The organism is Enterobacter sp. ZOR0014 (genome assembly GCF_000798855.1).
GTDB lineage: Bacteria > Pseudomonadota > Gammaproteobacteria > Enterobacterales > Enterobacteriaceae > Enterobacter > Enterobacter kobei.
Window position 1 is genome coordinate 1 of the sequence record NZ_JTLF01000178.1, and the last position, 23,656, is coordinate 23,656.

Annotated in this window: 18 protein-coding genes; 9 read left to right on the plus strand and 9 right to left on the minus strand. The window is 55.6% G+C overall.

Annotation, left to right across the window (positions count from 1 at the left end; translation table 11 throughout):
• Positions 1-71: 71 nt before the first annotated feature.
• The 3 genes from hmsP to L977_RS09495 all read left to right on the plus strand — a co-directional run bounded on the left by hmsP (position 72) and on the right by L977_RS09495 (position 5,238).
• Complete coding sequence (hmsP, locus tag L977_RS09485) at positions 72-2,078, plus strand: biofilm formation regulator HmsP (RefSeq protein WP_023331533.1); 2,007 nt, start codon at positions 72-74, stop codon at positions 2,076-2,078.
• Between the two features lie 159 nt (positions 2,079-2,237).
• The gene (locus L977_RS09490) at positions 2,238-3,524 is read left to right on the plus strand and encodes a dicarboxylate/amino acid:cation symporter (protein WP_014885598.1); all 1,287 of its coding nucleotides are present in this window, start codon (positions 2,238-2,240) and stop codon (positions 3,522-3,524) included.
• 226 nt (positions 3,525-3,750) lie between these two features.
• Complete coding sequence (locus L977_RS09495; protein WP_014885597.1) at positions 3,751-5,238, plus strand: M16 family metallopeptidase; 1,488 nt, start codon at positions 3,751-3,753, stop codon at positions 5,236-5,238.
• 63 nt (positions 5,239-5,301) lie between these two features.
• On the opposite strand, the gene L977_RS09500 is transcribed toward L977_RS09495, so the two are convergent.
• Entirely contained in the window at positions 5,302-6,231 is a 930-nt protein-coding gene (locus L977_RS09500) for a sugar kinase (RefSeq protein ID WP_014885596.1), read from the minus strand.
• Between the two features lie 229 nt (positions 6,232-6,460).
• Here L977_RS09500 and pdeH point away from each other — a divergent pair, with 229 nt between their 5' ends.
• Positions 6,461-7,234 carry a cyclic-guanylate-specific phosphodiesterase gene (gene pdeH / locus L977_RS09505; RefSeq protein WP_045269642.1) on the plus strand — a complete coding sequence of 258 codons (774 nt, stop codon included), beginning with the start codon at positions 6,461-6,463 and terminating at the stop codon, positions 7,232-7,234.
• A 65-nt stretch (positions 7,235-7,299) separates the two neighbouring features.
• Complete coding sequence (locus L977_RS09510; protein WP_045269643.1) at positions 7,300-9,342, plus strand: AsmA family protein; 2,043 nt, start codon at positions 7,300-7,302, stop codon at positions 9,340-9,342.
• A gap of 94 nt (positions 9,343-9,436) precedes the next feature.
• Here the strand turns inward: L977_RS09510 and L977_RS09515 are convergent, their stop codons facing one another.
• The 3 genes from L977_RS09515 to L977_RS09525 all read right to left on the minus strand — a co-directional run bounded on the left by L977_RS09515 (position 9,437) and on the right by L977_RS09525 (position 12,996).
• Positions 9,437-10,759 (minus strand): MFS transporter, encoded by a 1,323-nt coding sequence (locus L977_RS09515; protein WP_045135441.1) that lies wholly within the window; start codon positions 10,757-10,759, stop codon positions 9,437-9,439.
• Between the two features lie 261 nt (positions 10,760-11,020).
• Positions 11,021-12,046, minus strand: a complete 1,026-nt coding sequence (gene yhjD, locus L977_RS09520; RefSeq protein WP_014885592.1) for an inner membrane protein YhjD — start codon at positions 12,044-12,046, stop codon at positions 11,021-11,023.
• Positions 12,047-12,096: 50 nt separating this feature from the next.
• A complete protein-coding gene (locus tag L977_RS09525) occupies positions 12,097-12,996 on the minus strand; it encodes a LysR family transcriptional regulator (protein ID WP_023337927.1) in 900 nt (299 codons plus the stop codon).
• Between the two features lie 119 nt (positions 12,997-13,115).
• Between L977_RS09525 and L977_RS09530 the strand changes: the two genes are divergently transcribed.
• Together L977_RS09530 and L977_RS09535 are read left to right on the plus strand one after the other, a co-directional pair.
• Positions 13,116-13,874, plus strand: coding sequence for an SDR family NAD(P)-dependent oxidoreductase (locus L977_RS09530; protein ID WP_023331529.1), 759 nt, complete (start codon positions 13,116-13,118; stop codon positions 13,872-13,874).
• A 173-nt stretch (positions 13,875-14,047) separates the two neighbouring features.
• Entirely contained in the window at positions 14,048-14,650 is a 603-nt protein-coding gene (locus L977_RS09535; RefSeq protein WP_014885589.1) for a response regulator transcription factor, read from the plus strand.
• Here L977_RS09535 and L977_RS09540 read toward each other — a convergent pair.
• Both L977_RS09540 and L977_RS09545 read right to left on the minus strand, forming a co-directional pair.
• Positions 14,629-14,967: a lysozyme gene (locus L977_RS09540; RefSeq protein WP_045269644.1), complete on the minus strand. Its 339-nt coding sequence runs from the start codon at positions 14,965-14,967 to the stop codon at positions 14,629-14,631. The two genes, L977_RS09535 and L977_RS09540, sit on opposite strands and share 22 nt — an antisense overlap.
• Before the next feature lie 71 nt (positions 14,968-15,038).
• A complete protein-coding gene (locus L977_RS09545; RefSeq protein ID WP_023337926.1) occupies positions 15,039-15,578 on the minus strand; it encodes a GNAT family N-acetyltransferase in 540 nt (179 codons plus the stop codon).
• 146 nt (positions 15,579-15,724) lie between these two features.
• Here L977_RS09545 and L977_RS09550 point away from each other — a divergent pair, with 146 nt between their 5' ends.
• Positions 15,725-17,314, plus strand: a complete 1,590-nt coding sequence (locus tag L977_RS09550) for an STY4199 family HEPN domain-containing protein (protein ID WP_045269645.1) — start codon at positions 15,725-15,727, stop codon at positions 17,312-17,314.
• Positions 17,315-17,364: 50 nt separating this feature from the next.
• On the opposite strand, the gene L977_RS09555 is transcribed toward L977_RS09550, so the two are convergent.
• The 3 genes from L977_RS09555 to L977_RS09565 form a co-directional block, all read right to left on the minus strand.
• Entirely contained in the window at positions 17,365-19,014 is a 1,650-nt protein-coding gene (locus L977_RS09555) for an alpha,alpha-trehalase (protein WP_014885585.1), read from the minus strand.
• A gap of 185 nt (positions 19,015-19,199) precedes the next feature.
• Positions 19,200-20,552: a glutathione-disulfide reductase gene (gorA, locus tag L977_RS09560; protein WP_045269646.1), complete on the minus strand. Its 1,353-nt coding sequence runs from the start codon at positions 20,550-20,552 to the stop codon at positions 19,200-19,202.
• Positions 20,553-20,623: 71 nt separating this feature from the next.
• Positions 20,624-21,466: a 23S rRNA (adenine(2030)-N(6))-methyltransferase RlmJ gene (locus L977_RS09565; RefSeq protein WP_014885583.1), complete on the minus strand. Its 843-nt coding sequence runs from the start codon at positions 21,464-21,466 to the stop codon at positions 20,624-20,626.
• 206 nt (positions 21,467-21,672) lie between these two features.
• On the opposite strand from L977_RS09565, the gene prlC reads away from it, so the two are divergent.
• The coding region (gene prlC, locus L977_RS09570; RefSeq protein ID WP_047625645.1) for an oligopeptidase A at positions 21,673-23,656 on the plus strand (1,984 nt) is incomplete at its 3' end.

A 23,656-nucleotide genomic window follows, 5' to 3' on the forward strand; every position in this document is an offset into this window, starting at 1 on the left:
GCTCTTCCGATCTGAACATCCAGGTTTACACCCTGGCGCGCCCTGCGCTTCGAGTTTTGTGGAGAGTCATTTTGCGTGTCAGCCGTTCCTTAACGATCAAACAGATGGCGATGGTGTCTGCCGTCACGATGCTGTTTGTCCTGCTTTTCTGCGTCATTTTGCTGTTTCATTCCGTGCAGCAGAATCGCTATAACACGGCTTCGCAGTTAGAAAGTATCGCCCGCTCGGTGCGCGGCCCACTCTCCGCCTCGATCCTGAAAGGGGATATTCCCGAAGCGGAAACCATTTTAAAACGCATTCAGCCTGCTGGCATCGTGAGCCGCGCGGATGTCGTCTTGCCCAACCAGTTCCAGGCGCTGCGGATGAGCTTTATCCCGGAACGCCCCGTCCCGATGATGGTCATGCGCCTGTTTGAACTGCCGGTGCAAATTTCTCTGCCTCTCTATTCGCTGGAACGTCCTGCCAATCCGCAGCCGCTGGCCTACCTGGTCCTGCAGGCAGACTCGTATCGCATGTATAAGTTCGTCATGAGTTGGGTGGTTACGTTAGTGACCACTTGCTTACTTATGACCCTGATTCTCAGCGTGGCGTTAACCTGGTGTATTAACCGGTTGATTGTGCATCCGTTGCGCCGTATCGCCCGCGAGCTGAATGCGCTTGCGCCGCAGGATCAGCTGGGGCACCAGCTTGAACTGCCGCGCCTTCATCATGACGATGAGATCGGGATGCTGGTACGCAGCTATAACCTCAACCAGCAGCGCATTCAGCGTCAGCAGGATGAGTTAAATAACAGCGCCACGCGATTCCCGGTGTCAGAACTTCCTAATAAGGCGTTTCTGATGGCGATGCTGGAGCAGACGGTTGCGCGCCAGCAAACCACGGCGCTGATGGTGATCGCCTGTGAAACCCTGCAGGATACGGCGGGCGTGCTCAAGGAGAGCCAGCGTGAAATGCTGCTGCTGACGCTGGTGGAAAAGGTGAAATCTGTCCTGGCCCCGCGCATGGTGCTGACGCAGGTCAGCGGTTACGACCTGGTGGTGATAGCCAACGGCGTGAAAGAGCCGTGGCATGCCATCACATTAGGTCAGCAAGTGCTCACTGTCATTAACGAGCGGCTGCCTGTTCAGGGGATCCAGCTGCGTCCAAGCGCCAGTATCGGTATCGCCATGTACTACGGTGATTTAACGGCGGAGCAGCTGTATCGCCGCGCGTTCTCGGCGGCGTTTACCGCCCGGCGCAAAGGCAAAAATCAGATCCAGTTCTTCGACCCGGAACAGATGGAAAAGGCGCAGCAGCGCCTGACGGAAGAGAGCGACATCCTGACCGCGCTGGATAACCGTCAGTTTGCTCTCTGGCTACAGCCGCAGGTGAATTTACAGACGGGTGAAGTAAAAAGCGCCGAGGCGCTGCTTCGTGTACAGCAGCCGGACGGCTCATGGGAGCTGCCGGAGGGGCTGATTGAACGCATTGAATCCTGTGGCCTGATGGTCACCGTCGGTTATTGGGTGCTGGAGGAGTCCTGCCGCCAGCTTGCCGCCTGGCAGGAGCGCGGCGTGACGCTGCCGCTGTCGGTTAATTTGTCTGCGTTGCAGCTCATGCATCCGACGATGGTTTCCGAAATGCTGGAGCTGATCAATCGCTACCGGATCAAGCCTGATACGCTGACGCTGGAAGTGACGGAGAGCCGACGCATTGACGATCCTAACGAAGCCGTTGCCATTCTGAAGCCGCTGCGCAATGCCGGCATTCGCATCGCGCTGGACGATTTTGGTATGGGCTACGCCGGGCTGCGTCAGCTTCAGCATATGAAAACCCTGCCGGTGGATGTGCTGAAAATCGACAAAGCGTTTGTCGAAGGGTTGCCAGAGGACAGCAGCATGGTGCAGGCCATTATTCAGATGGCGCGCAGTCTCAATCTGCATCTGATTGCCGAGGGGATTGAAACCGACGCGCAGCGCATCTGGCTGGCAGAGGCGGGCGTAGAGAGCGGTCAGGGCTTCCTTTTTGCCGCTGCTGTTCCTGCGGATGTCTTTGAACAACGCTACCTTCCCGGTGCTGACAATCACGCAAAAGTGTAATTTTGTTGCTGGCTTGTGCGAGCCAGCTCAAAGTTCTTAACATTTGTGTTTCAAATTTGAACTGAGTTTATTTCTGTCCTGTTATACGGGTGTTATTTTAGAGCCGCAGGTTAACCATAACCTTACAAAACCTGTGGTTTTTCTTCCCAAGGACACCTTATGAAAACCTCACTCTTCAAAAGTCTCTATTTCCAGGTCCTGACAGCCATCGCCATCGGTATTTTGCTGGGGCATTACTACCCTGAGCTGGGCGCGCAAATGAAACCGCTTGGCGACGCGTTCGTGAAGCTCATCAAAATGGTCATCGCCCCGGTAATCTTCTGTACGGTTGTCACGGGCATCGCTGGCATGGAAAGCATGAAAGCGGTAGGCCGTACCGGTGCTGTGGCGCTGCTCTATTTCGAAGTGGTCAGTACCCTTGCGCTGATTATTGGTCTGATTATCGTTAACGTGGTCCAGCCTGGTGCGGGCATGAACGTTGACCCCTCAACGCTCGATGCCAAAGCGGTCGCGGTCTATGCCGAGCAGGCGAAGGATCAGGGCGTGGTGGCCTTCCTGCTGGACGTGATACCCGGCAGCGTCATTGGCGCATTTGCCAGCGGAAACATTCTGCAGGTACTGCTGTTTGCCGTCATGTTTGGCTTTGCCCTGCACCGTCTGGGCAGCAAAGGCCAACTTATCTTTAACGTGATTGAGAGCTTCTCACAGGTCATCTTTGGCATCATCAATATGATCATGCGCCTGGCGCCAATCGGTGCCTTCGGTGCGATGGCCTTCACCATCGGTAAATATGGCGTCGGTACGCTGGTGCAGCTGGGCCAGCTGATTATCTGCTTCTATATCACCTGTATTCTTTTCGTGGTGGTGGTGCTGGGCTCCATTGCCCGTGCGACAGGTTTCAACATCTTCAAATTTATCCGTTACATTCGTGAAGAGCTGCTGATTGTGCTGGGGACCTCTTCTTCAGAATCGGCGTTGCCGCGTATGCTCGACAAGATGGAAAAACTCGGGTGCCGTAAGTCGGTGGTCGGGCTGGTGATCCCGACGGGCTACTCCTTCAACCTTGATGGTACGTCGATATACCTGACGATGGCGGCGGTGTTCATCGCTCAGGCGACCAACAGCCATATGGATATTTTCCATCAGATCACCCTGTTGGTGGTGCTCCTGCTCTCCTCGAAAGGCGCGGCAGGCGTAACGGGCAGTGGCTTTATCGTGCTGGCGGCCACCATTTCTGCGGTAGGGCATCTGCCGGTGGCGGGCCTGGCGCTGATTCTCGGTATTGACCGCTTTATGTCCGAGGCGCGCGCATTAACCAACCTGGTAGGTAACGGTGTGGCGACGGTCGTTGTCGCGAAATGGGTGAAAGAGCTGGATCACAAAAAACTCGACGATACGCTGAATAATCGCGTGTCTGATAGCAAAACTCCTGGTTTAACCTCCTAATCTTGTTACAAATGCCCGCATTCCCTTGTCGGGATGCGGGCTCCTGCGCATAATAACCCTTCATACCTGTCATAATTCGACAAGATTTTTTTTGGGTATATTTCACTTCGGACCGTGACGTTTTGCCGAACGCGCGGTCTAATCGACGTGTTTTCATCGTCATCTTTTAGAGTGCAGCGCGTCGCGAGACACTCTTTTTAACCAGGAATGTTGATCAGGGGTTCACATGCAGGGCACAAAAATTCGACTCTTAACCGGCGGTTTGCTGATGATGGCAGCAGCCAGTTATGTGCAGGCAGATGCGCTCCAGCCAGACCCGGCCTGGCAACAAGGCACGTTAGCGAACGGTTTCCAGTGGCAGGTTTTATCCACCCCGCAACGTCCGAGCGATCGTGTTGAAATCCGTCTGTCCGTTAATACCGGCTCCCTTACGGAAAGTACTCAGCAAACCGGTTTTAGCCATTTTATTCCCCGTCTGGCGCTCACTCAGAGCGGCAGCCTGCAAGCGGTTCAGGTGCGTTCGCTGTGGCAACAGGCCATCGATCCAAAACGCCCGCTGCCTCCGGCTGTGGTCTCCTATGACTACACCATGTTTAACCTGAGCCTGCCAAATAACCGTAACGATCTGCTCAAAGAAGCGCTGACCTATCTCGCTGATGCCTCAGGCAACCTGGCGATTACGCCGGATACCGTTAACTATGCGCTGAGCAACAGCGACATGGTGGCGACCTGGCCTGCGGATACCAAAGAGGGCTGGTGGCGCTACCGTCTGAAAGGTTCAACGTTGCTGGGTCACGATCCGGCGGAGCCGCTGAAGCAGCCGGTCGATGCCGAACAGGTGAAATCGTTCTACCAGAAATGGTACACCCCGGACGCCATGACGCTGATTGTGGTTGGCAATGTCGATAGCCGCGCGGTGGTTGAACAGATCAACAAAGCGTTTGGCGATTTGAAAGGCAAGCGTGAAACGCCTGCCCCGGTTCCGACACTCTCTCCGCTGCGCGCCGAACCTGTCAGCATTATGACGGACACCGTGCGTCAGGACCGACTCTCCGTGATGTGGGATAACGCTTGGCAGCCTATCCGCGAGTCCGCCGCGCTGCTGCGCTACTGGCGTGCCGACCTGGCGCGTGAAGCGTTGTTCTGGCACGTTCAGCAGACGCTCAGTAAGAATAACGTGAAGAATATTGGTCTTGGCTTTGACTGTCGCGTGCTTTTCCAGCGTGCGCAATGTGCCATTAACGTTGAATCGCCGGGCGATAAGCTGAATGCGAATCTGGGTGTGGTCGCCAAAGAGCTGGCAAAAGTGCGTAAAGAGGGCCTCTCTGAAGAGGAGTTCAATGCGCTGGTGGCCCAGAAAAAACTGGAGCTGCAGAAGCTGTTTGCGACCTACGCGCGTGCCGATACCGATATTCTGATCAGCCAGCGCATCCGCTCCCTGCAGAATCAGGTTGTCGACATTGCGCCTGAACAGTACCAGAAGCTTCGTCAGGATTTCCTGAACGGTTTGACCGTGGATATGTTAAATCAGGATTTACGTCAGCAGCTGTCGCAGGATATGGCATTGATCCTTATGCAGCCGAAAGGCGAGCCGGAATATGACATGAAGGAACTTCAGAAGACCTGGGATTCTATTATGGTTACCGCGCCGCAGCCGGCGACCGCAGCGGATGATTTACACCCGGACGCGACGGATATTCCTCAGGGACAGTAATGCGTAGACATGCCCTCTCCCTGTGGGAGAGGGCCAGGGTGAGGGCATCAGCCCTCACTTTGGTTAAACAGGCATCGCCTCACGCGGAATAATCGCCCCGCGATACTGAATCACGGTGCTGGCCGTCAGGTGTCCGCGCTGTGCCGCGGCTTCCGGCGTTCCCCCGGTCAGACGTACCGCCAGGTAACCCGCGCTGAAGGAGTCCCCTGCCGCTGTCGTATCAATCACGTTCTCTTTGGCCAGCTTCACCGCCGGGACTTCAACCACCGCTTCACCCGCCATCGCGACCAGGCATGATTCCGCCCCGCGTTTAATGACGACTTCGCTTACGCCCGCCGCCTGCGTGCGTGCAATCACGTCATCTACGGGCTTCTCACCCCACAGGGCGTCTTCATCGTCGAGCGTCAGGAACGCGATGTCCGTGCACTGCAGCATCTGCTGATAAACCTGCTGCGTCTCTTCACGGCTGGCCCACAGGCGTGGACGGTAATTGTTATCAAAAATCACCTTACCGCCGTTGGCGCGGCATTTATGCAGCAGCGACAGCAGCTTTTCGCGGCTGACTGGACTGAGGATCGCCAGGCTGATCCCACTCAGATAGAGATAGTCAAAGCTTGCCAGTGCTTCACAAATGGCCGGGGCTGCATCGCTCTCCAGCCAGAACTTCGCCGCGGCTTCGTTACGCCAGTAATAAAACGTGCGTTCGCCGGTGCTGTCGGTTTCGATGTAGTAAAGCCCGGGAAGGCGGTTTTCCATACGCTGGATCAGCGCGGTGCCCACATGTTCATTCTGCCAGGCTTCCAGCATCTGCTGGCTGAAGCTGTCCGTGCCGAGGGCGGTAACATAGTCCACGGAGAGTGCTTCTGGCGCAACCTGACGGGCGATATAGACGGAAGTGTTTAACGTGTCGCCACCAAATCCGCGGCTGACTTCCGCGCCTTTTTGGGACAGCTCAATCATGCATTCGCCAATCACGGCAATTTTTTTGGACATAGTCGTGAACCTGAACAGAAGAATTTATCAGCAGTGTGCTCTGAGTGAATTAGATGGTCAACTATATTAAAACGACGTTCCATTATTTAATTTGAGCCAGCACGTGTTCCGGCAAATTTCTGTCATCTTAATTTCATTTTCCCGGTGAATTGAACATAAAGTTCTCAATTGTCGCGCCGATAACCCAGTGACGAGTCCAGAAAGGCCATCCAACAACAGGACATCTGAAATGAAGTCAGAGCAGGTTATCCAGCGGCTGAGCACTACGCCTGAGGCAAGTATTGAGAACTTGCAGGAGCATCGCTACTGGCTGCAATGTGAGCGTGCGTATACCTATCAGCCGATCTACCGAACGGACGGTCGACTGATGGCCATTGAAATTTTGACCGTTGTTACGCACCCGTCAAACCCTTTACAGCGTATCGCGCCAGATCGCTATTTTGCCGAAGTTGCCGTTCGCCAGCGCCTTGACGTGCTGGAAGAGCAGCTTCGTATGCTGGCGACCAAACAGGCCTTTTTCGAGCGGCACAATATCCTCGCCTCGGTTAACGTGGATGGCCCGACACTGCTGGCGCTGCGTCAGAATGCAAAGTTGCAGGAACTGATCGCCACTCTGCCGTGGATGCGTTTTGAACTGGTGGAGCACGTCCGGCTGCCGCAGGACTCCTCGTTTGCCTCGATGTGTGAATTTGGCCCGCTGTGGCTGGATGACTTTGGTACGGGCATGGCGAACTTCTCTGCGCTGAGCGAAGTGCGTTATGACTACATCAAAGTGGCCCGCGATCTGTTTATTATGCTGCGTCAGACCCCGGAAGGGCGAAACCTGTTTACGCTGTTATTGCAGCTGATGAACCGCTATTGCAAAGGGGTGATTGTCGAAGGTGTGGAAACGCTGGAAGAGTGGCGCGATGTGCAACACTCACCCGCTGCTGCCGCACAAGGTTATTTCCTCTCTCGCCCGGTTCCTATGGATACCCTCGATACCGTCATAACTAACCTCTGATCCGCCCGTTTCCCCTTGTCTGGACTATAGTTTTACAGGACAGGCCATCAGGAAAGGGGACAAAAATGACAAAGACAACCAGGGTTATCTCCTGGACTACAGGGATTTTCTTGTTGTTGATCGTGGTTATCGTCGTCATTATTGCGACGTTTGACTGGAATCGCCTTAAGCCGACCATCAACCAGAAAGTCTCAGCTGAGCTGAACCGTCCCTTCGCCATCCGCGGCGATTTGGGCGTGGTATGGGAACGTCAGAAACAGGAGACCGGCTGGCGAAGCTGGATCCCCTGGCCGCACGTCCACGCCGACGACATTATTCTCGGCAACCCGCCGGATATTCCGGACGTCACCATGGTCCATCTGCCACGCGTTGAAGCCACGCTGGCGCCGTTAGCGCTCCTGACCAAAACCGTCTATCTGCCGTGGATTAAACTCCAGCAGCCCGATGCGCGTCTGATCCGCCTTTCTGAAAAGAACAACAACTGGACGTTTAACCTTGCCAGCGACGGCGAAAAAGATCCCAATGCCCGGCCCTCTTCATGGTCATTCCGTCTGGACAATATTCTTTTCGATCGCGGGCGGATCGCCATCGACGATAAGGTCAGCAAGGCGGATGTGGAGATCCTGGTCGATCCGTTGGGTAAACCGCTACCGTTTAGCGAAGTGACGGGCAACCAGGCGAAAGGCAATAACGCCAAAGCGGGAGATTATGTGTTCGGCCTGACGGCCAAAGGGCGCTACAACGGTCAGCCGCTGAGCGGGAAAGGAAAAATGGGCGGCATGCTGGCGCTCAGGAGCGAAGGTACGCCGTTCCCGGTGCAGGCGGATTTCCGTTCAGGGAATACGCGCGTGGCATTCGTGGGCACGGTCAACGACCCGATGAACATGGGGGGCGTGGATCTGCGGCTGAAATTTGCCGGTGATTCGCTGGGTGAACTGTATGAGCTGACCGGTGTGTTGCTGCCCGATACGCCGCCGTTCGAAACGGACGGGCATCTGGTTGCCAAAATCGACACCGAAAAATCGTCTGTCTTTGACTACCGGGATTTTAACGGCCGCATCGGTGACAGTGATATCCACGGCTCGCTAACCTACACCACCGGAAAACCGCGCCCGAAACTGGAAGGGGATGTGGAGTCCCGCCAGCTACGACTGGCCGATCTGGGCCCGTTGATTGGCGTGGATTCGGGCAAAGGCACGAAGTCGAAAGAGGTCAAAAAGGACGTTCAGCCTGCGGGGAAAGTGCTGCCTTACGATCGCTTCGAAACTGACAAATGGGACGTGATGGATGCCGATGTACGCTTCAAAGGGCGTAAAATTGAGCACGGCAGCACGTTACCGCTGAGCGATCTCTCGACGCATGTCATTCTTAAAAACGCCGATCTGCGCCTGCAGCCGCTGAAGTTTGGTATGGCGGGCGGAACGATTTCCTCGAACATTCACCTCGAGGGCGATAAAAAGCCGATGCAGGGACGCGCCGAAATTCAGGCCCGCAGGCTGAAGCTGAAAGAGTTGATGCCAAACGTGGAGTTGATGCAGAAAACCCTCGGTGAAATGAACGGTGACGCGGACATTCGCGGGGTAGGGAATTCCGTGGCGGCGCTGCTGGGCAGCGGCAATGGTAACCTGAAACTGCTGATGAACGACGGCCTGGTCAGCCGCAACCTGATGGAGATCCTGGGGCTGAACGTGGGCAACTTTATCATCGGGCAAATTTTCGGGGATGACGAGGTGCGGGTGAACTGCGCCGCGGCCAATCTGGATCTGGTAAACGGCGTGGCGCGTCCGCAGATTTTTGCCTTCGACACGGAAAACGCGGTGATTAACGTGACCGGTACCGCCAGCATGGCCTCAGAGCAGCTGGATTTGACGATCGACCCGGAAAGTAAAGGGATCCGTATTATTACCCTGCGCTCGCCGCTTTATGTCCGCGGCACCTTTAAAAATCCGCAGGCAGGCGTGAAGCCCGGGCCGCTGATCGCGCGTGGTGCGGTGGCCGCAGCCCTCGCGACGCTGGTCACCCCAGCCGCCGCGCTGCTGGCATTGATCTCGCCGTCAGAAGGTGAGGCGAATCAGTGTCGGACAATTTTGTCGCAGATGAAGAAGTAAGGTGCGGGATGTTTTTGCCGGGTGGCGCTGCGCTTACCCGGCCAACATTTTGAATCGTAGTCCGGGTAAGGCGTAGCCGCCACCCGGCATTAGCTTACAGTGCCTGATGCTTAGTCTCATGCGTCAGCAGCAGCGCAATCAGCGTCAGCGCCGCCATGGCCGCCAGGTAAACGCCCACGTAGAACAGACCATAATTTGCCTGCAGCCAGGTGGCGATGTATGGCGCAACGGACGCCCCCAGAATGGAAGAGACGTTGTAGGAGAACGACGCACCGGTATAACGCACTTCCGTCGGGAACAGCTCTGGCAGCAGCGCGCCCATTGGGCCGAAGGTGAGCCCCATCAGGCTAAGGCCAATCAGCAGGTAGGCCATCACCAGTGCCGGGCTACCCGAACCCAGCAGCGGCGGGAAGACGAACAGGGCAAACAGAATGATCAGCGTGGTGATCGTAATCATGCTCGTACGACGACCGAATTTATCCGCCAGCAGGCCGGCAATCGGCACCATCACACCAAACCCGATGACCGCCATCATCAACATCCACAGTACTTCGTTACGCGGCAGACCCAGCCCAACCGGCGCGGCGGCGGTACTGTAGGTCATGGAGTAAACCGTCATGATGTAGAACAGCGTATAGGTTGCCAGCATGATGAACGTGCCCAGCACGGTGACGCGGACGTGTTTGGTCAGCAGCGTGCCCAGCGGGACTTTCACCTGTTTTTTCGCCGCGGCCACTTTAGCGAACACCGGCGTCTCATGCAGGGACACGCGGACATACAGGCCAATCAGCACCAGCACGGCAGAGAAGACAAACGGAATACGCCAGCCCCAGTTCATGAACTGTTCATCCGTCAGCAGCCAGGAAAGCAGCAGGAAGGTCCCGTTGGCAAAGAAGAAGCCAATCGGCGCGCCAAGCTGCGGGAATGAACCGTACAGCGCGCGTTTACGCGGCGGGGCATTTTCGGTCGCCAGCAGCGCCGCGCCACCCCATTCACCGCCCAACCCCAGACCCTGACCAAAACGCGCCAGCGCCAGCAGGACCGGCGCCAGAATGCCAATGGTTTCGTAGGTCGGCAGCAGGCCGATCGCCACGGTGGAGATCCCCATCGTCAGCAGCGAGGCCACCAGGGTGACCTTACGACCAATACGGTCGCCAAAGTGTCCAAACAGCGCAGAGCCAATCGGACGTGCAACAAACGCGATAGCAAAGGTTGCCAGAGACTGCAGCGTCGCCGCCGTCGGGTCTCCCTGAGGGAAGAAAATATGCGGGAAGACGATGACCGCAGCGGTGGCGTAAATGTAAAAGTCGAAGAACTCAATGGCGGTGCCAATCAGCGATGCGACGACAACTTTATTGCGCGAGTTGACCGGGACGTTTTCCGCGCCAGAGTCGAGTGTTGTGGCTGTTGCTTGCATAATATTTTCTTATTTTTTATCGAACGAAAGGCCATATTACGCACAGCAAAAGCGACATTTCAATCTGTAACAAAGTCGCGTTCTGGTGATAAAAGCAACAAAAAGCGGATAATTTTCAGGCCAGCGAAAATGCTTCCATGAAATGCTTCACAGTTTTTAAATATTGGTGAATAAAACTGGTTTTTGGTTAAATAAAAGTTACGGGCTGGATTTATATGCTGAAATGATGAGTCGGGCTGAAATTTCAGCCCGAGAGAGGGGTTAGCGGTGTGTTTTTCCCGGCATGCGTGTGTCGCCTTTGTACTCGGCGGTGGCAATCCACGCGGCGCAGAACAGGGTCAGGCGGGCGAAGAAGTAGAAGAAGGCCATCAACCCCAGCACGGAGCCGAACGCCGCGCCCGACGGGGATTTCACCAGCGACGGCAGGGTGTAGGTCATCACGATTTTAATCACTTCAAAGCCTATCGCCGCAATCAGCGTTCCGCGGAGCAGGGCCTTCTTGCGCGGACGATGACGGGGCAAACGCCAGAAAATCCAGAAGAACAGCAGGTAGTTGGCGAAAATGGAAATCGCCAGCCCAATGCCGCGCCAGGCCGGTTTCAGCCATTCGATGTAATCCAGATAGAGTGCAGAGATAATCATCTGCTGTGCGGAGCCCGCCACGGAGGTAATCGAAAGCGTAACGATGAGCGCAATGAGCAGGCCAATCAGCGAAACAAAGTCGCGGAGATACTTAACCCATATTTTCTCCTGATCCTGCGGCTTACGCTCCCACACCTCACGCGACTGGGCGCGAATGGCCTCGCGGAGGTTGCCCATCCAGTTTACCCCGGAGTAAAGGGCGATAAGCAAACCAACGATCCCAACGGTCGTACGTTGCTGAACAGCGGTATTAATCGTGCTTTTTAGCGTAGTGGCGAGGGTCGGGTCACTGACGTTATTCAGGATTTTATTGAAAATATCCTGCAGCAGCGTCGGGTGCGACGCGAGCACAAAACCGGCCGCTGCAAACGACACCATCAGAATGGGGATCATCGACAGGAAGGAGAAATAGGTGATGGCAGCACCAAACTGGTTCCCCATGCGGTCATTAAAGCGCTCGGTCGCACGTATCAAATGCGCAACCATGGGAAACTGCTGAATTCTTTCTGCCAGGCTGGTGACGGTGCCCAGCGTCTTGCTGGCCGCCCCTGGGGTTTTAGCCTTTTCTGGCCCGGTTTCCATCTTCTTGATGGGATCATAATCTAAATGTTGGGTGGGTCGTTGCGGGTTATTTTCCGGCGTCACGCGTCTTTTCCTTTTCGTTAGGCTGGATGTTACTGAATTATAGCTTGCGACTAATCCACGTAAGCTTTTGTGAGTTCGGTCAGCCACTCCATGAACAGATGTACCCGACGGGAGAGGTTGCGGCGATGGGGATAAATCAGGGACACGGGCATCGGTTCCGCGCGATATTGCGGGAGGATCTCAATCAGTTTTTTCGTCCGCAGTAAATCACGTACCCCAACACGTGGAACCTGAATGATGCCCAGCCCGGCAAGGCAGGCCGCCTGATAGGTTTCCGTGCTGTTGACGGTTAATACGCCGCCCGTCTTTATCCACTGCGTTGCACTGCCGTTATAAAATTCAAAGCCCTGCGGACGGGTACCCAGCATGGCGGCGTAGTGAATCACCGCGTGTGAGCCCAAATCATCCAGCGTTTCAGGGTAGCCAAAACGCGCCAGATAATCCGGACTGGCACAGTTAATTACCGTCAGTTTCCCCAGCGGCCGGGCAATTAACCCTGAATCTTTCAGGGAACCCACGCGGACCACGCAATCAAACCCTTCGCGAATCACATCCACCAGACGATCGCTGCTGCTGAGTTCCAGTTCAATACCCGGGTACTGCTGCAAAAAAGTCGGCAGTCTGGGGATGACTAAATTTCGAGCAACGCCGACGGGCATATCCACGCGCAGCCTTCCGCTTATGGTGGAGGGATCGTGCTGAAACAGTCCGTCCAGTTCATCAAGGTTTGCCAGCAGATCTTTTGCCCGTTCGTAATAGACCATGCCGTCCTGCGTCAGGCTGACGCGACGCGTGGTCCGGTGCAACAGCTGGGTGCCAAGGCGGTTTTCAAGGGCCTGAATTTGCCGCGAAACGCTGCCTTTCGGCAGCGTTAAGGTTTCTGCAGCACGGGAAAAACTTTCCAGTTCCGCGACGCGCACAAACAGCTGCATTGCGTGAATTTTATCCATAGATGAAGCTCATTGTTGTTGCTGTTGAAACAGTGAAGCGTTTTAAACCCTCTTTATTGATCTTCTATCACCTAATAAGCTCTTTCTCAATCTCCATAACAGCCAAAACGAGGTTTATGATGACTGAACGTATCGCATTAGTGACGGGTGGTAGCCGTGGTTTGGGTAAAAACGCGGCGTTGAAGCTGGCGGCAGACGGAACGGGAATTGTTCTGACGTACCACAGCAATCAGCAGGACGCGCTGGAGGTTGTTCGCGAAATTCAGGAAAAAGGCGTGAATGCTGCAGCATTACAGCTCAACGTCGGTGATATTGCCAGCTTCGATAAGTTTGCTCAGCAGCTTCAGGAAATCCTTAAGACCGTCTGGCAACGCGACACCTTTGATTATTTATTGAACAATGCCGGGACGGGTTTATATGCACCCTATACCGACACAACGGAAGCCCAGTTTGATGAGGCGATGAATATTCATTTCAAAGGGCCTTTCTTCCTGACACAGCGCCTGCTGCCTCTGCTGAATGACGGAGGCCGGATCCTCAACGTCTCCAGCGGGCTGGCCCGATTTACCCAGCCAGGCTCCGGTACCTATGCAGCGATGAAAGGGGCGATGGAAGTGTTGACCCGCTATCAGGCGAAGGAGCTGGGTGCGCGTGGTATCTCCGTCAATATTATCGCGCCGGGCGCGATAGAAACCGACTTTGGCGGTGGACGCGTTCGCGACAACGCGCAGCTTAATCAGATGCTGGCATCACAGACGGCGCTGGGGCGGGTGGGGTTGCCGGACGATATCGGCGATGCCATCGCGGCACTGCTCAGCGATAAGCTGGGCTGGATGAATGCGCAACGTATTGAGGTGTCAGGCGGTATGTTCCTGTGAGGCCTGCTGTTAAGGGGAGGGAACCCCTTAAGGAAATCCTTAAAACTGATGTGTCAAAGTACGGGCAAATATAAAAACCACTCGCGGATTTGTAACCTCTCCATTCATTGAGTTTTTTCTTAAATACTGCCTCTGTAGAATCCCCCTTCGCTATTCTCAGAGGGAGAAAAACGATGCGAGTAATCATGTTTGACAGGCAGTCGATATTTATTCATGGAGCGATACACGGTCTGCAGGAGTTAATTCCTGAAATAAATATAACGGGCGCTTGTCAGGCGGACGATTTATGGGGGCAAATATCTGCTTCACCGTCTGCTATCGTGATGATTGACGGCAATTTGATCCAGGAAGAGGAGAGTGCTTTCCTGGAAGAGCTTATGGATTCCTTCCCGGCGATACGGGTGATTATGGTTCTGGCAAGAAAAGAGGCCAGATGGGTTGAGCAGCTCATGCAGCGAAACGTGATGGCCATTATCCCCCGTAACGCTAACCCCGAACGGTTTGCCGCCGTGCTGGATTCCGTGTCGAGAGGGATGGTCTGCTTTCCCGGGGAGTGGGTTAGCCAGCAATCATCAGCGCAGCCGTTACTCTGTTTAAGCGAGCGTCAGCGCGAGGTACTCAAACTGCTGGCTGCGGGGGAGTCAAATAAAGAGATTGGCCGCAATCTCAACATCAGCGCGGCCACGGTAAAAGCGCATCTGGAAGCACTTTTTCGGCGGCTGGAGGTGAAAAACCGGACCCAGGCGGCCATGTACTATACCCGGGCGATAGCCTGATACAGCGCGTTCAGACGTGAAGGCGTCTCGGCGAAACTGAATATCAATACTACCAATGCATCATGCTGCTGTTGGGTTAATGGGCGTGTTATATTTTCCCGCAGCAGCCTCTCACATAACTGAATATCTTCCTGAAGCAAACATTCTGCCTGAAGCGGAGTAATGCCTCCGTGAAAATTGTCCTCCTCATGGATCGCATGTCCATAGCCGATCACCCATAAACCATTTTCATCACGATATTTCTCCAGTGAAAGCCCCTGATGCTTCTTTATTAAATCAATGGCGGCATAAGAGATATTCAGCGTATGACCTTTCATATTCATTTCCTCGTAATGGCGATACTGTAGAGGAATTGAACAATGAAAAATATCCGCCAAATGGCTGTTGATCAGGCGTTATGGTTCAGATATTCATGCCGCAATAAACCCAATAACCAGTCATTTTGCCAGCGTCCGGAAAGGTAATAGCTCTCGCGAAGCTCCCCCTCCAGACGAAAGTGGGCTTTTTCCAGCAGACGTCTGGAGGCGACATTTCCCGCCGTGACGGTGGCGGTGAGCCGACGTAGTCCGCCCTCACGAAAGGCGTAATCGCAAAGCGCCTGCAGGGATTCGAAACCGTAACCTTTCCCCTGCGCCTCGGGTGCAAAAAGAAAGCCCACTTCAGCGCAATCGTCCTCACGATGAATATACCCGGTCACGCCCAGCGGTGCCTGAGAGGTGGCATCACGGACGACGAGACACAGCCAGTGCGTGCTGCCCGGCGTCCAGAGGGGCAGACGAGAATCAAACGCCTCACGAATTGCGGCAACGGGACGGTTTTCCGCCACAAAGCGCATCACGTCAGGATGTTGCTGCAACGCCAGAAAAAAGGGCCAGTCATGCTCCTGCAGAGGCGAGCAGTTCAGGCGTGAAGTCATTAAAACCGGCATTAAGATTCTCCTGAAACATTTTTAATGATTTTAGGGTTGTCACTTTATTTCAACAGAAAGTCAGGTATGGTTAAGCATGTATAAATAAAAGAAAAATGGCCATAAGTGCCCATTCCTGATGTCTTCGTTGTCGCTTAAGGAAAACAATGACTCTCAGCACATCACATCATATTCGCGAACAGTTTGAACACTGTCTGGCGGTCATTCGCCAGGCGTCGGTTGAAATTTTGCTTCTCCTGAATGTACATGTTTCTGAGGGAAAAGATCCACGCTGGCTCCTGGAACAACTGGATAGCGCACGTTTAGCGCTCGGGGGATGGGCAGCCGTTGCGAAGACGCTCAATCTGAATGATGCCGAGATGTCGGAATTTACGCTGCAGCTGCGCCTGCTGCAGCAGCGCGTTCCACAGTATGAAAGCGGGCAGGATGTCAGCGAAAACCAGCTGATTGCGGCGATGCGCTTTGTGACCACGCTGGAACTTCTTCGTTTGCAGCAACCGTTGCTGACTTACAGCACGGAGCTGGCAACGGGTAGCGAACTGCAGCAACAGCAGGCGCACAAGCAGGTTCGCGCCATTGAGCTGATGATTAAAGGACTTATTCAGCAGGCCTGGCCCGATCAGGTGCGGCTCAGTAATCATCTTAAGACCTTATTTAATGCCGACCGGGTAAGACGCTGGCTGAAGCTCGGGGAGATCAACGATATCCTGAGCGGGATGATGTTCAGTGAGCTGGCGCAGATGCTGGTGGATAAAAAAGAGTTCAGCCGGTATTACGCCTCGCTGTTTAACGATCCTGCCATGCTGACGCTCCTGGTAGAACCGCGTAAAACGCTGCAAACCTTCCTTGATGATATTCGGCAAATTCGCAACAACATCACGGTTCAGAAAACGTTAAGTTCGGCGCAAATTCAGCTGCTGGATAACTACTACATGCAGATTTCCCGACCGGTTCAACGTGCATTCGAAGAGGGGAGAACGCGCGTCAACCCAGCCGGATTGATGGCGGTGGACGCCAGTGAACTGCACACTTTCTGGGAAAAGGCGCAGAAAATGGATCGGGTTACCGGTGGCGATCTGTTTGAGGTTCGTGACACGATTGAAAAGCCGACCCAGCGCGCGCCGCGCACGCCCGAACAGCGTGAGCAGCTTATCTCCGGTGCGTTATGGGGCGCGGTTGGCGTGATGGTAATCGCCATCCTGGTGGGCGGCTTCTGGCTGGTGACCAGCAGCAAACCGCAGTCATCGGCCGAACACACTGCGCAAGCGGCTCCGCCGAAAGATATGCGCGAAACCCCTTCTGCGCGCGAGACGCTGACCCGCATGGGGGTGACCTGGGACGACAATAATTTCCGTTCAGCGATTAACCGCAACGATACCCGTGTCGCGCAGCTCTTTTTGCAGGGCGGGATGGACTGGAAACTGTCATGGACCGAAGAGGCGATGTCGGCAGGCCATGACGACGTGCTGGAACTCATGCTGCGCTACCGACGGAACATGACGGAAGAGAAGCCATGCCGTCGCTTTATCAACACGCTCAGCCACGCGATGTCGAACGGTGAATCCCTGACCTCAGTGCGTAAAGCGTATCTCAAAGCGTTCTGCACCGTGCCCGCCGTGGTGAAGCGCCAGCAGCACGATCTGGATATGGCTACGCGGCGTGCGCAGTCGCAACCGGATGCCACCACGAAAAAATGGCAGTCCATTCAGACTGCCATTTATGAGGTTATCCGCTGATCCCTTTACCCTCTCCCTGTTGTGGGAGAGGGCACCAGACCGCACCCCACTCAAGGCTCCCCATACAACCCTATCAGCCGTCGCACTACGCCGTTGGTCCAGCCGAAGCCGTCCTGAAGGGGATACTCACCCCCGCCCCCCTCGCGTGGCGTACTGCTGGCGATATGATACTTCTCAATCAGCTTGTGGTGGGTCTTATAAAAATGATTCACCGTCTGCAGCCAGCTCCAGGCGATCTCATCGCCCAGTGAGTCATTGCCATACTGCTTGAACCCCTGAATGGCCATCCACTGCAGCGGGGCCCAGCCGTTGGGTTTATCCCACTGCTCGCCGGTTTCATACTCGGTTGCCAGAATCCCGCCCGGCGTCAGCAGTCGCGTTTTCACCGCATCCGACAGTCGATCGGCCTGTTCATGCGTGGCCATACCGACGTACAGCGGCACAATGCTCGCGGCAGAGAACAGCGCCATCACTTCGCGGCGCCAGTCATAGTCGCGATAGCAGCCGCTTTCTTCATCCCAGAGGTAGCGGTTAATCGCGGCGCGGCGATCGCTGGCCTTCTGATGGAACAGTTCAGCGGTCTCTTTATCCCCTTTCGACGCTGAGATATTGGCGATAGTACTCTCCAGCTTGAACAGGAAGGCATTCAAATCGATAGGGATAAACTGCGTGGTGCGAATGCTGGCCAGTCGGCCAGGCTCACGCAGCCAGCGGGAGGAGTAATCCCAGCCTGAGGCTGCACCCGCGCGCAAGTCCCGATACACTTCGTTTGGCGGACGTCCGGAGTGACGGGCCGTTTCTACGTCCTCAATCCACGATTCGTCCCGGGGCGTATCGCGGTCGTCCCAGTAGCGGTTGAGCAATGATCCATCCGGCATACGGACCGCGCTGCGATAGGCCTGATTAAGCAGCAGCGACTCTGCACCGTCCATCCAGAAGGCGTGCTCCATCTTGAGGTGCTCAAGGTAACGCTTCGCGCCGCGTACCCCGTCCTCTTCAAACAACTCGACCATCAGGGCAAAGACCGGCGGCTGAGAGCGGCTGAGGTAATAGGTACGGTTACCGTTTGGGATATGCCCGTAGCGTTCGATCAGCCACGCGAAGTTATCCGCCATACACTTCAGCAGGTCGTTACGTCCGCTCTCCGCCAGCCCCAGCATGGAGAAATAGGAGTCCCAGTAATAGGTCTCACTGAATCGCCCGCCGGGCACAATATAGGCCTGCGGTAACACCAGCAGAGAGGACCAGGGGATATGGTCCTGCGGTTCGCGCGTCAGCACCGGCCACAGGCTGTCAATGTGCTCTTTTAGCGACAGACCGGGGTCAGAAACATATTCCGTGCCGTAGGTGGCCGGTAGCCAGAAGTGGTTCTCTACAAACTGGCGCAGGTCGAAATCCCGGTGACGTTTCACTTTACGATAGCGGATCAGGATATCCAGCGGGTCCATCTTCGGCGCGCAGTCAGGGAAGGTTTTGCTGTCCGCGAACAGGCGTGTTGACTGAACATGCTCGAACAGTTCCAGATAGCGATCGGCGGGCGTCAGGGCATCGGAGGCGGGTAGCCCCTCGATCATTTCGGGTTCCGGCTCCGCCTCAATCATTTCATCCAGTTTCAACTCGCAGGGATCGGTCTCGTAGCGCAGCTCTTCTGCGATCTCGAATTCGATATTCTCGGTAGCCTGTAGTTTCTGGTTGAACATGGTTATAGGGACCTCCGGTTGTGTGTACTTAAAGACAGTTTTTTTCCGGGCGTCTTATAAGCGTAGACATTCGCTTCGGTAGATGGGGAGGGAAATGTGCGGTAGATCACTATTTTCGGAGCATTCGTTTTGCAACGATTTATGAATGTGAATAAAAAAAGCCCCTCCGGAGAGGGGCTTCTGCCTTAACGCATGGTAACAAATTCTTCCGCGGCGGTCGGATGGATTGCCACGGTGTTGTCGAAGTCTTTCTTGGTCGCGCCCATTTTCAGCGCCACGGCGAAGCCCTGCAGGATCTCATCCATGCCGAAGCCAATGCCGTGGATACCCACAATCTTCTCGTCCGGGCCCACGCAGACCAGCTTCATGCGGCATGGCTGACGGTGAGAGGTGACGGCGGTATACATCGCGGTGAACGCGGATTTATACACTTTCACCTGGTCGTCGCCATACTGCTCGCGCGCCTGCGGCTCGGTTAAGCCAACGGTGCCGATGGGCGGATGGCTGAAGACCACGGTCGGGATGTTGGTGTAATCGAGATGCTCGTCAGGCTTGTTGTTAAACAGACGTTCGGAGAGACGACGTCCCGCCGCAACGGCCACCGGGGTCAGCTCTACGGCACCGGTGTTATCGCCGACTGCGTAAATGCCCGGTACGCTGGTGTTCTGGAACTTATCGACGACGATATAACCTTTTTCGTCGGTTTTCACGCCGGTCACGGCCAGGTTAAAGTTGTCATTCGCTGGTTCACGACCAATCGCCCAGATCAGGCAGTCGACGGTCTGGCTGCGGCCATCTTCCAGCTCCAGCGTCAGGCTGCCGTCCGCATTTTTCACTACCGCTTTCGGCACCGCGTGGGTGTGGAGTGTTGGGCCTTCAGCGTTCATGACTTCAACCAGCGTCTCGACAATCAGCGGGTCAAAGCTGCGCAGCGGCGCGTGTTTACGCACAAACAGGTGCGCTTCCGCACCCAGGCCGTTGATCACGCCCGCCAGCTCTACCGCAATGTAACCCGCGCCAACCACGGCAACGCGCTTAGGCAGCGCAGGCAGTTCAAAGAAACCGTCTGAGTCGATGCCGTATTCCACGCCCGGAATGTCCGGGTGGCTCGGACGACCGCCGGTGGCGATCAGGATATGATCGGCGGTGATCGTCTCACCGTTCACTTCGATCGTTTTCGCATCCACAAAGCGGGCAAAGCCGTGGATCACATCGACGTTGTTCTTACCCAGCACGTTGTCGTAGGAGGTGTGAATACGGTCGATGTAGGCGGTACGGCTGGCGATTAACTTGCCCCAGTCAAAGTGATTGAGGGTGGTGTCAAAGCCGTAATCCGGGCCGTACATATGGATCGCTTCGCGGATTTGCGCCGCGTGCCACATCACCTTCTTCGGTACACAACCCACGTTCACGCAGGTGCCGCCCAGCGCTTTAGCTTCGATCAGCGCACATTTCTGGCCATACATGGCTGCGCGGTTGATGGAGGCGATGCCACCGCTGCCGCCGCCGATTGCGATGTAGTCATAATGCTTAGTCATAGCTTTTATCCTTAATCGTGAATTGCCGCGATTGTATACCTGAAATCAATAGTTTCCACCGATGGCTGCGATTACTCCGGCACGATCCAACTGACGGTGGCGTGGCCTGTACCCGCAGGCACCAGCGTTTTGTGCAGCCACGGCAGCACGTTGTTCATCTGCGCTTCGAGCTTCCACGGCGGATTAATCACAATCATGCCGGAGGCGGTCATGCCGCGCTGGTCGCTGTCCGGGCGCACGGCCAGCTCAATCTGGAGGATTTTGCGGATACCGGTCGCTTCCAGATCTTTGATCATGCGTTTGATTTGCGCGCGCAGCACCACCGGGTACCACAGGGCGTAAGTGCCGGTGGCAAAACGTTTGTAGCCTTCGTGGATGCCGGTCACCACCGCCTGATAGTCGGTTTTGATTTCATACGGCGGATCGATCAGCACCAGGCCGCGGCGGGAAACGGGCGGCAGTTTGGCTTTCAGCTGCTGGTAGCCGTCGGCTTTCTCCACGCGGGCGCGGTTATCTTTCTGAAATTCAGAGCGCAACAGCGGGAAATCGCTCGGATGCAGTTCGGTCAGCTGAATGCTGTCCTGCTCGCGCAGCAGCTGGCGGGCAATCAGCGGTGAGCCTGGGTAGTAGCGCAGCTGGCCGTTGCGGTTGAAGTGGTTCACCACGCCGATGTACGGTTCCAGTTCGGCTGGCAGGTCGTCCTGCTGCCAGATGCGGGCGATCCCTTCCAGATATTCACCGGTACGCTCGGCATGCTCGCCGCTCAGCTGATAACGGCCCGCGCCCGCGTGGGTGTCCAGATAGAGAAACGGCTTCTCTTTCTCTTTGAGCGATTCAATGATCAGGCTCTGAACGGTGTGTTTGAGGACGTCGGCATGGTTGCCAGCGTGGAAGCTGTGGCGATAACTGAGCATGGGTAATGATTTTCCGCTGAATTGACGATTTGCCACAGTTTACAGCAGAACGGCACAGATTACCCGCAGGCCCGGTAAGCGCAGCGCCACCGGGCGCTTTTCCACGACGTCCGGCATTGAAATCCTCTACACTTAACCCCATTAATTAATGATATGCACAGCGCCGGATGCGCGCTTCATTCACCTATTTCAACAGGACAGCGCTTATGACCAATCCATTACTGACGCCTTTTTCGTTGCCGCCGTTTTCTAAAATCCTCCCTGAGCATGTGGTTCCAGCCGTTACGCAATCGCTGGACAACTGCCGCGCGGCGGTAGAAAGCGTGGTGGCGCAGGGCGCACCGTACACCTGGGAAAATCTGTGTCAGCCGCTGGCCGAAGTGGACGATGTGCTGGGGCGTATCTTCTCCCCGGTAAGCCACCTGAACTCGGTGAAAAACAGCCCGGAACTGCGCGAGGCCTATGAACAGACCCTGCCGCTGCTCTCGGAGTACAGCACCTGGGTCGGCCAACACGAAGGGCTGTACAAAGCGTATCGCGATCTGCGTGACGGCGACCATTACGCCGAGCTGAACACGGCGCAGAAAAAATCGGTCGATAACGCCCTGCGTGATTTCGAGCTGTCCGGGATTGGTCTGCCAAAAGAGAAGCAGGTTCGCTACGGTGAAATCGCCGCGCGCCTGTCCGAGCTGGGCAACCAGTACAGCAACAACGTCCTCGACGCCACCATGGGCTGGACGAAGCTGATTACCGATGAATCCGAGCTGGCCGGGATGCCGGAAAGCGCGCTGGCAGCAGCGAAAGCGCAGGCCGAAGCGAAAGAGCAGGAAGGCTATCTGTTAACGCTGGATATCCCAAGCTACCTGCCGGTAATGACCTACTGCGACAACCAGGCACTGCGTGAAGAGATGTACCGCGCCTACAGCACGCGCGCCTCCGATCAGGGGCCGAATGCCGGTAAGTGGGACAACAGCCCGGTGATGGCGGAAATCCTCGCCCTGCGTCACGAGCTGGCACAGCTGCTGGGCTTCGAAAACTACGCCGACAAATCCCTCGCCACCAAAATGGCGGAGAACCCACAGCAGGTGCTCGACTTCCTGACCGATCTGGCAAAACGCGCCCGTCCTCAGGGTGAGAAAGAGCTGGCTCAGCTGCGTGCTTTTGCGAAAGCGGAGTTCGGCGTGGACGAGCTGCAGCCGTGGGATATTGCGTACTACAGCGAAAAACAGAAGCAGCATCTTTACAGCATCAGCGATGAGCAGCTGCGCCCGTACTTCCCTGAAAACAAAGCCGTTAACGGCCTGTTCGAAGTGGTGAAGCGCATCTACGGCATCACAGCCAAAGAGCGAACCGATATCGACGTCTGGCATCCGGACGTGCGCTTCTTCGAATTGTATGACGACAAGAATGAGCTGCGCGGTAGCTTCTACCTTGATCTCTACGCGCGTGAGAATAAGCGCGGCGGAGCGTGGATGGATGACTGCGTCGGCCAGATGCGTAAAGCCGACGGTTCCCTGCAAAAGCCGGTCGCTTACCTGACCTGTAACTTTAACCGCCCGGTGAATGGCAAACCTGCGCTGTTTACTCACGACGAAGTGATCACCCTGTTCCACGAGTTCGGTCACGGTCTGCATCACATGCTGACCCGCATCGAAACCGCAGGCGTGGCTGGCATCAGCGGGGTACCGTGGGATGCGGTCGAGCTGCCAAGCCAGTTTATGGAAAACTGGTGCTGGGAGCCGGACGCGCTGGCGTTTATCTCTGGTCACTATGAGACCGGCGAACCGTTGCCGAAAGAGCTGCTGGATAAAATGCTGGCGGCCAAGAACTACCAGGCAGCGATGTTCATCCTGCGTCAGCTGGAGTTCGGCCTGTTTGATTTCCGTCTGCACGCCGAGTTTAGCCCGGAACAAGGGGCGAAAATCCTCGAAACGCTGGCCGAGATTAAAAAGCAGGTTGCTGTGATCCCTGGGCCAACCTGGGGCCGCTTCCCGCATGCGTTCAGTCACATCTTCGCAGGCGGCTATGCGGCAGGTTACTACAGCTACCTGTGGGCCGACGTGCTGGCAGCGGATGCTTTCTCCCGCTTCGAAGAAGAGGGGATCTTCAACCGTGAAACCGGCCAGTCGTTCCTCGATAACATCCTGACCCGCGGCGGTTCTGAGGAGCCAATGGTACTGTTCAAACGCT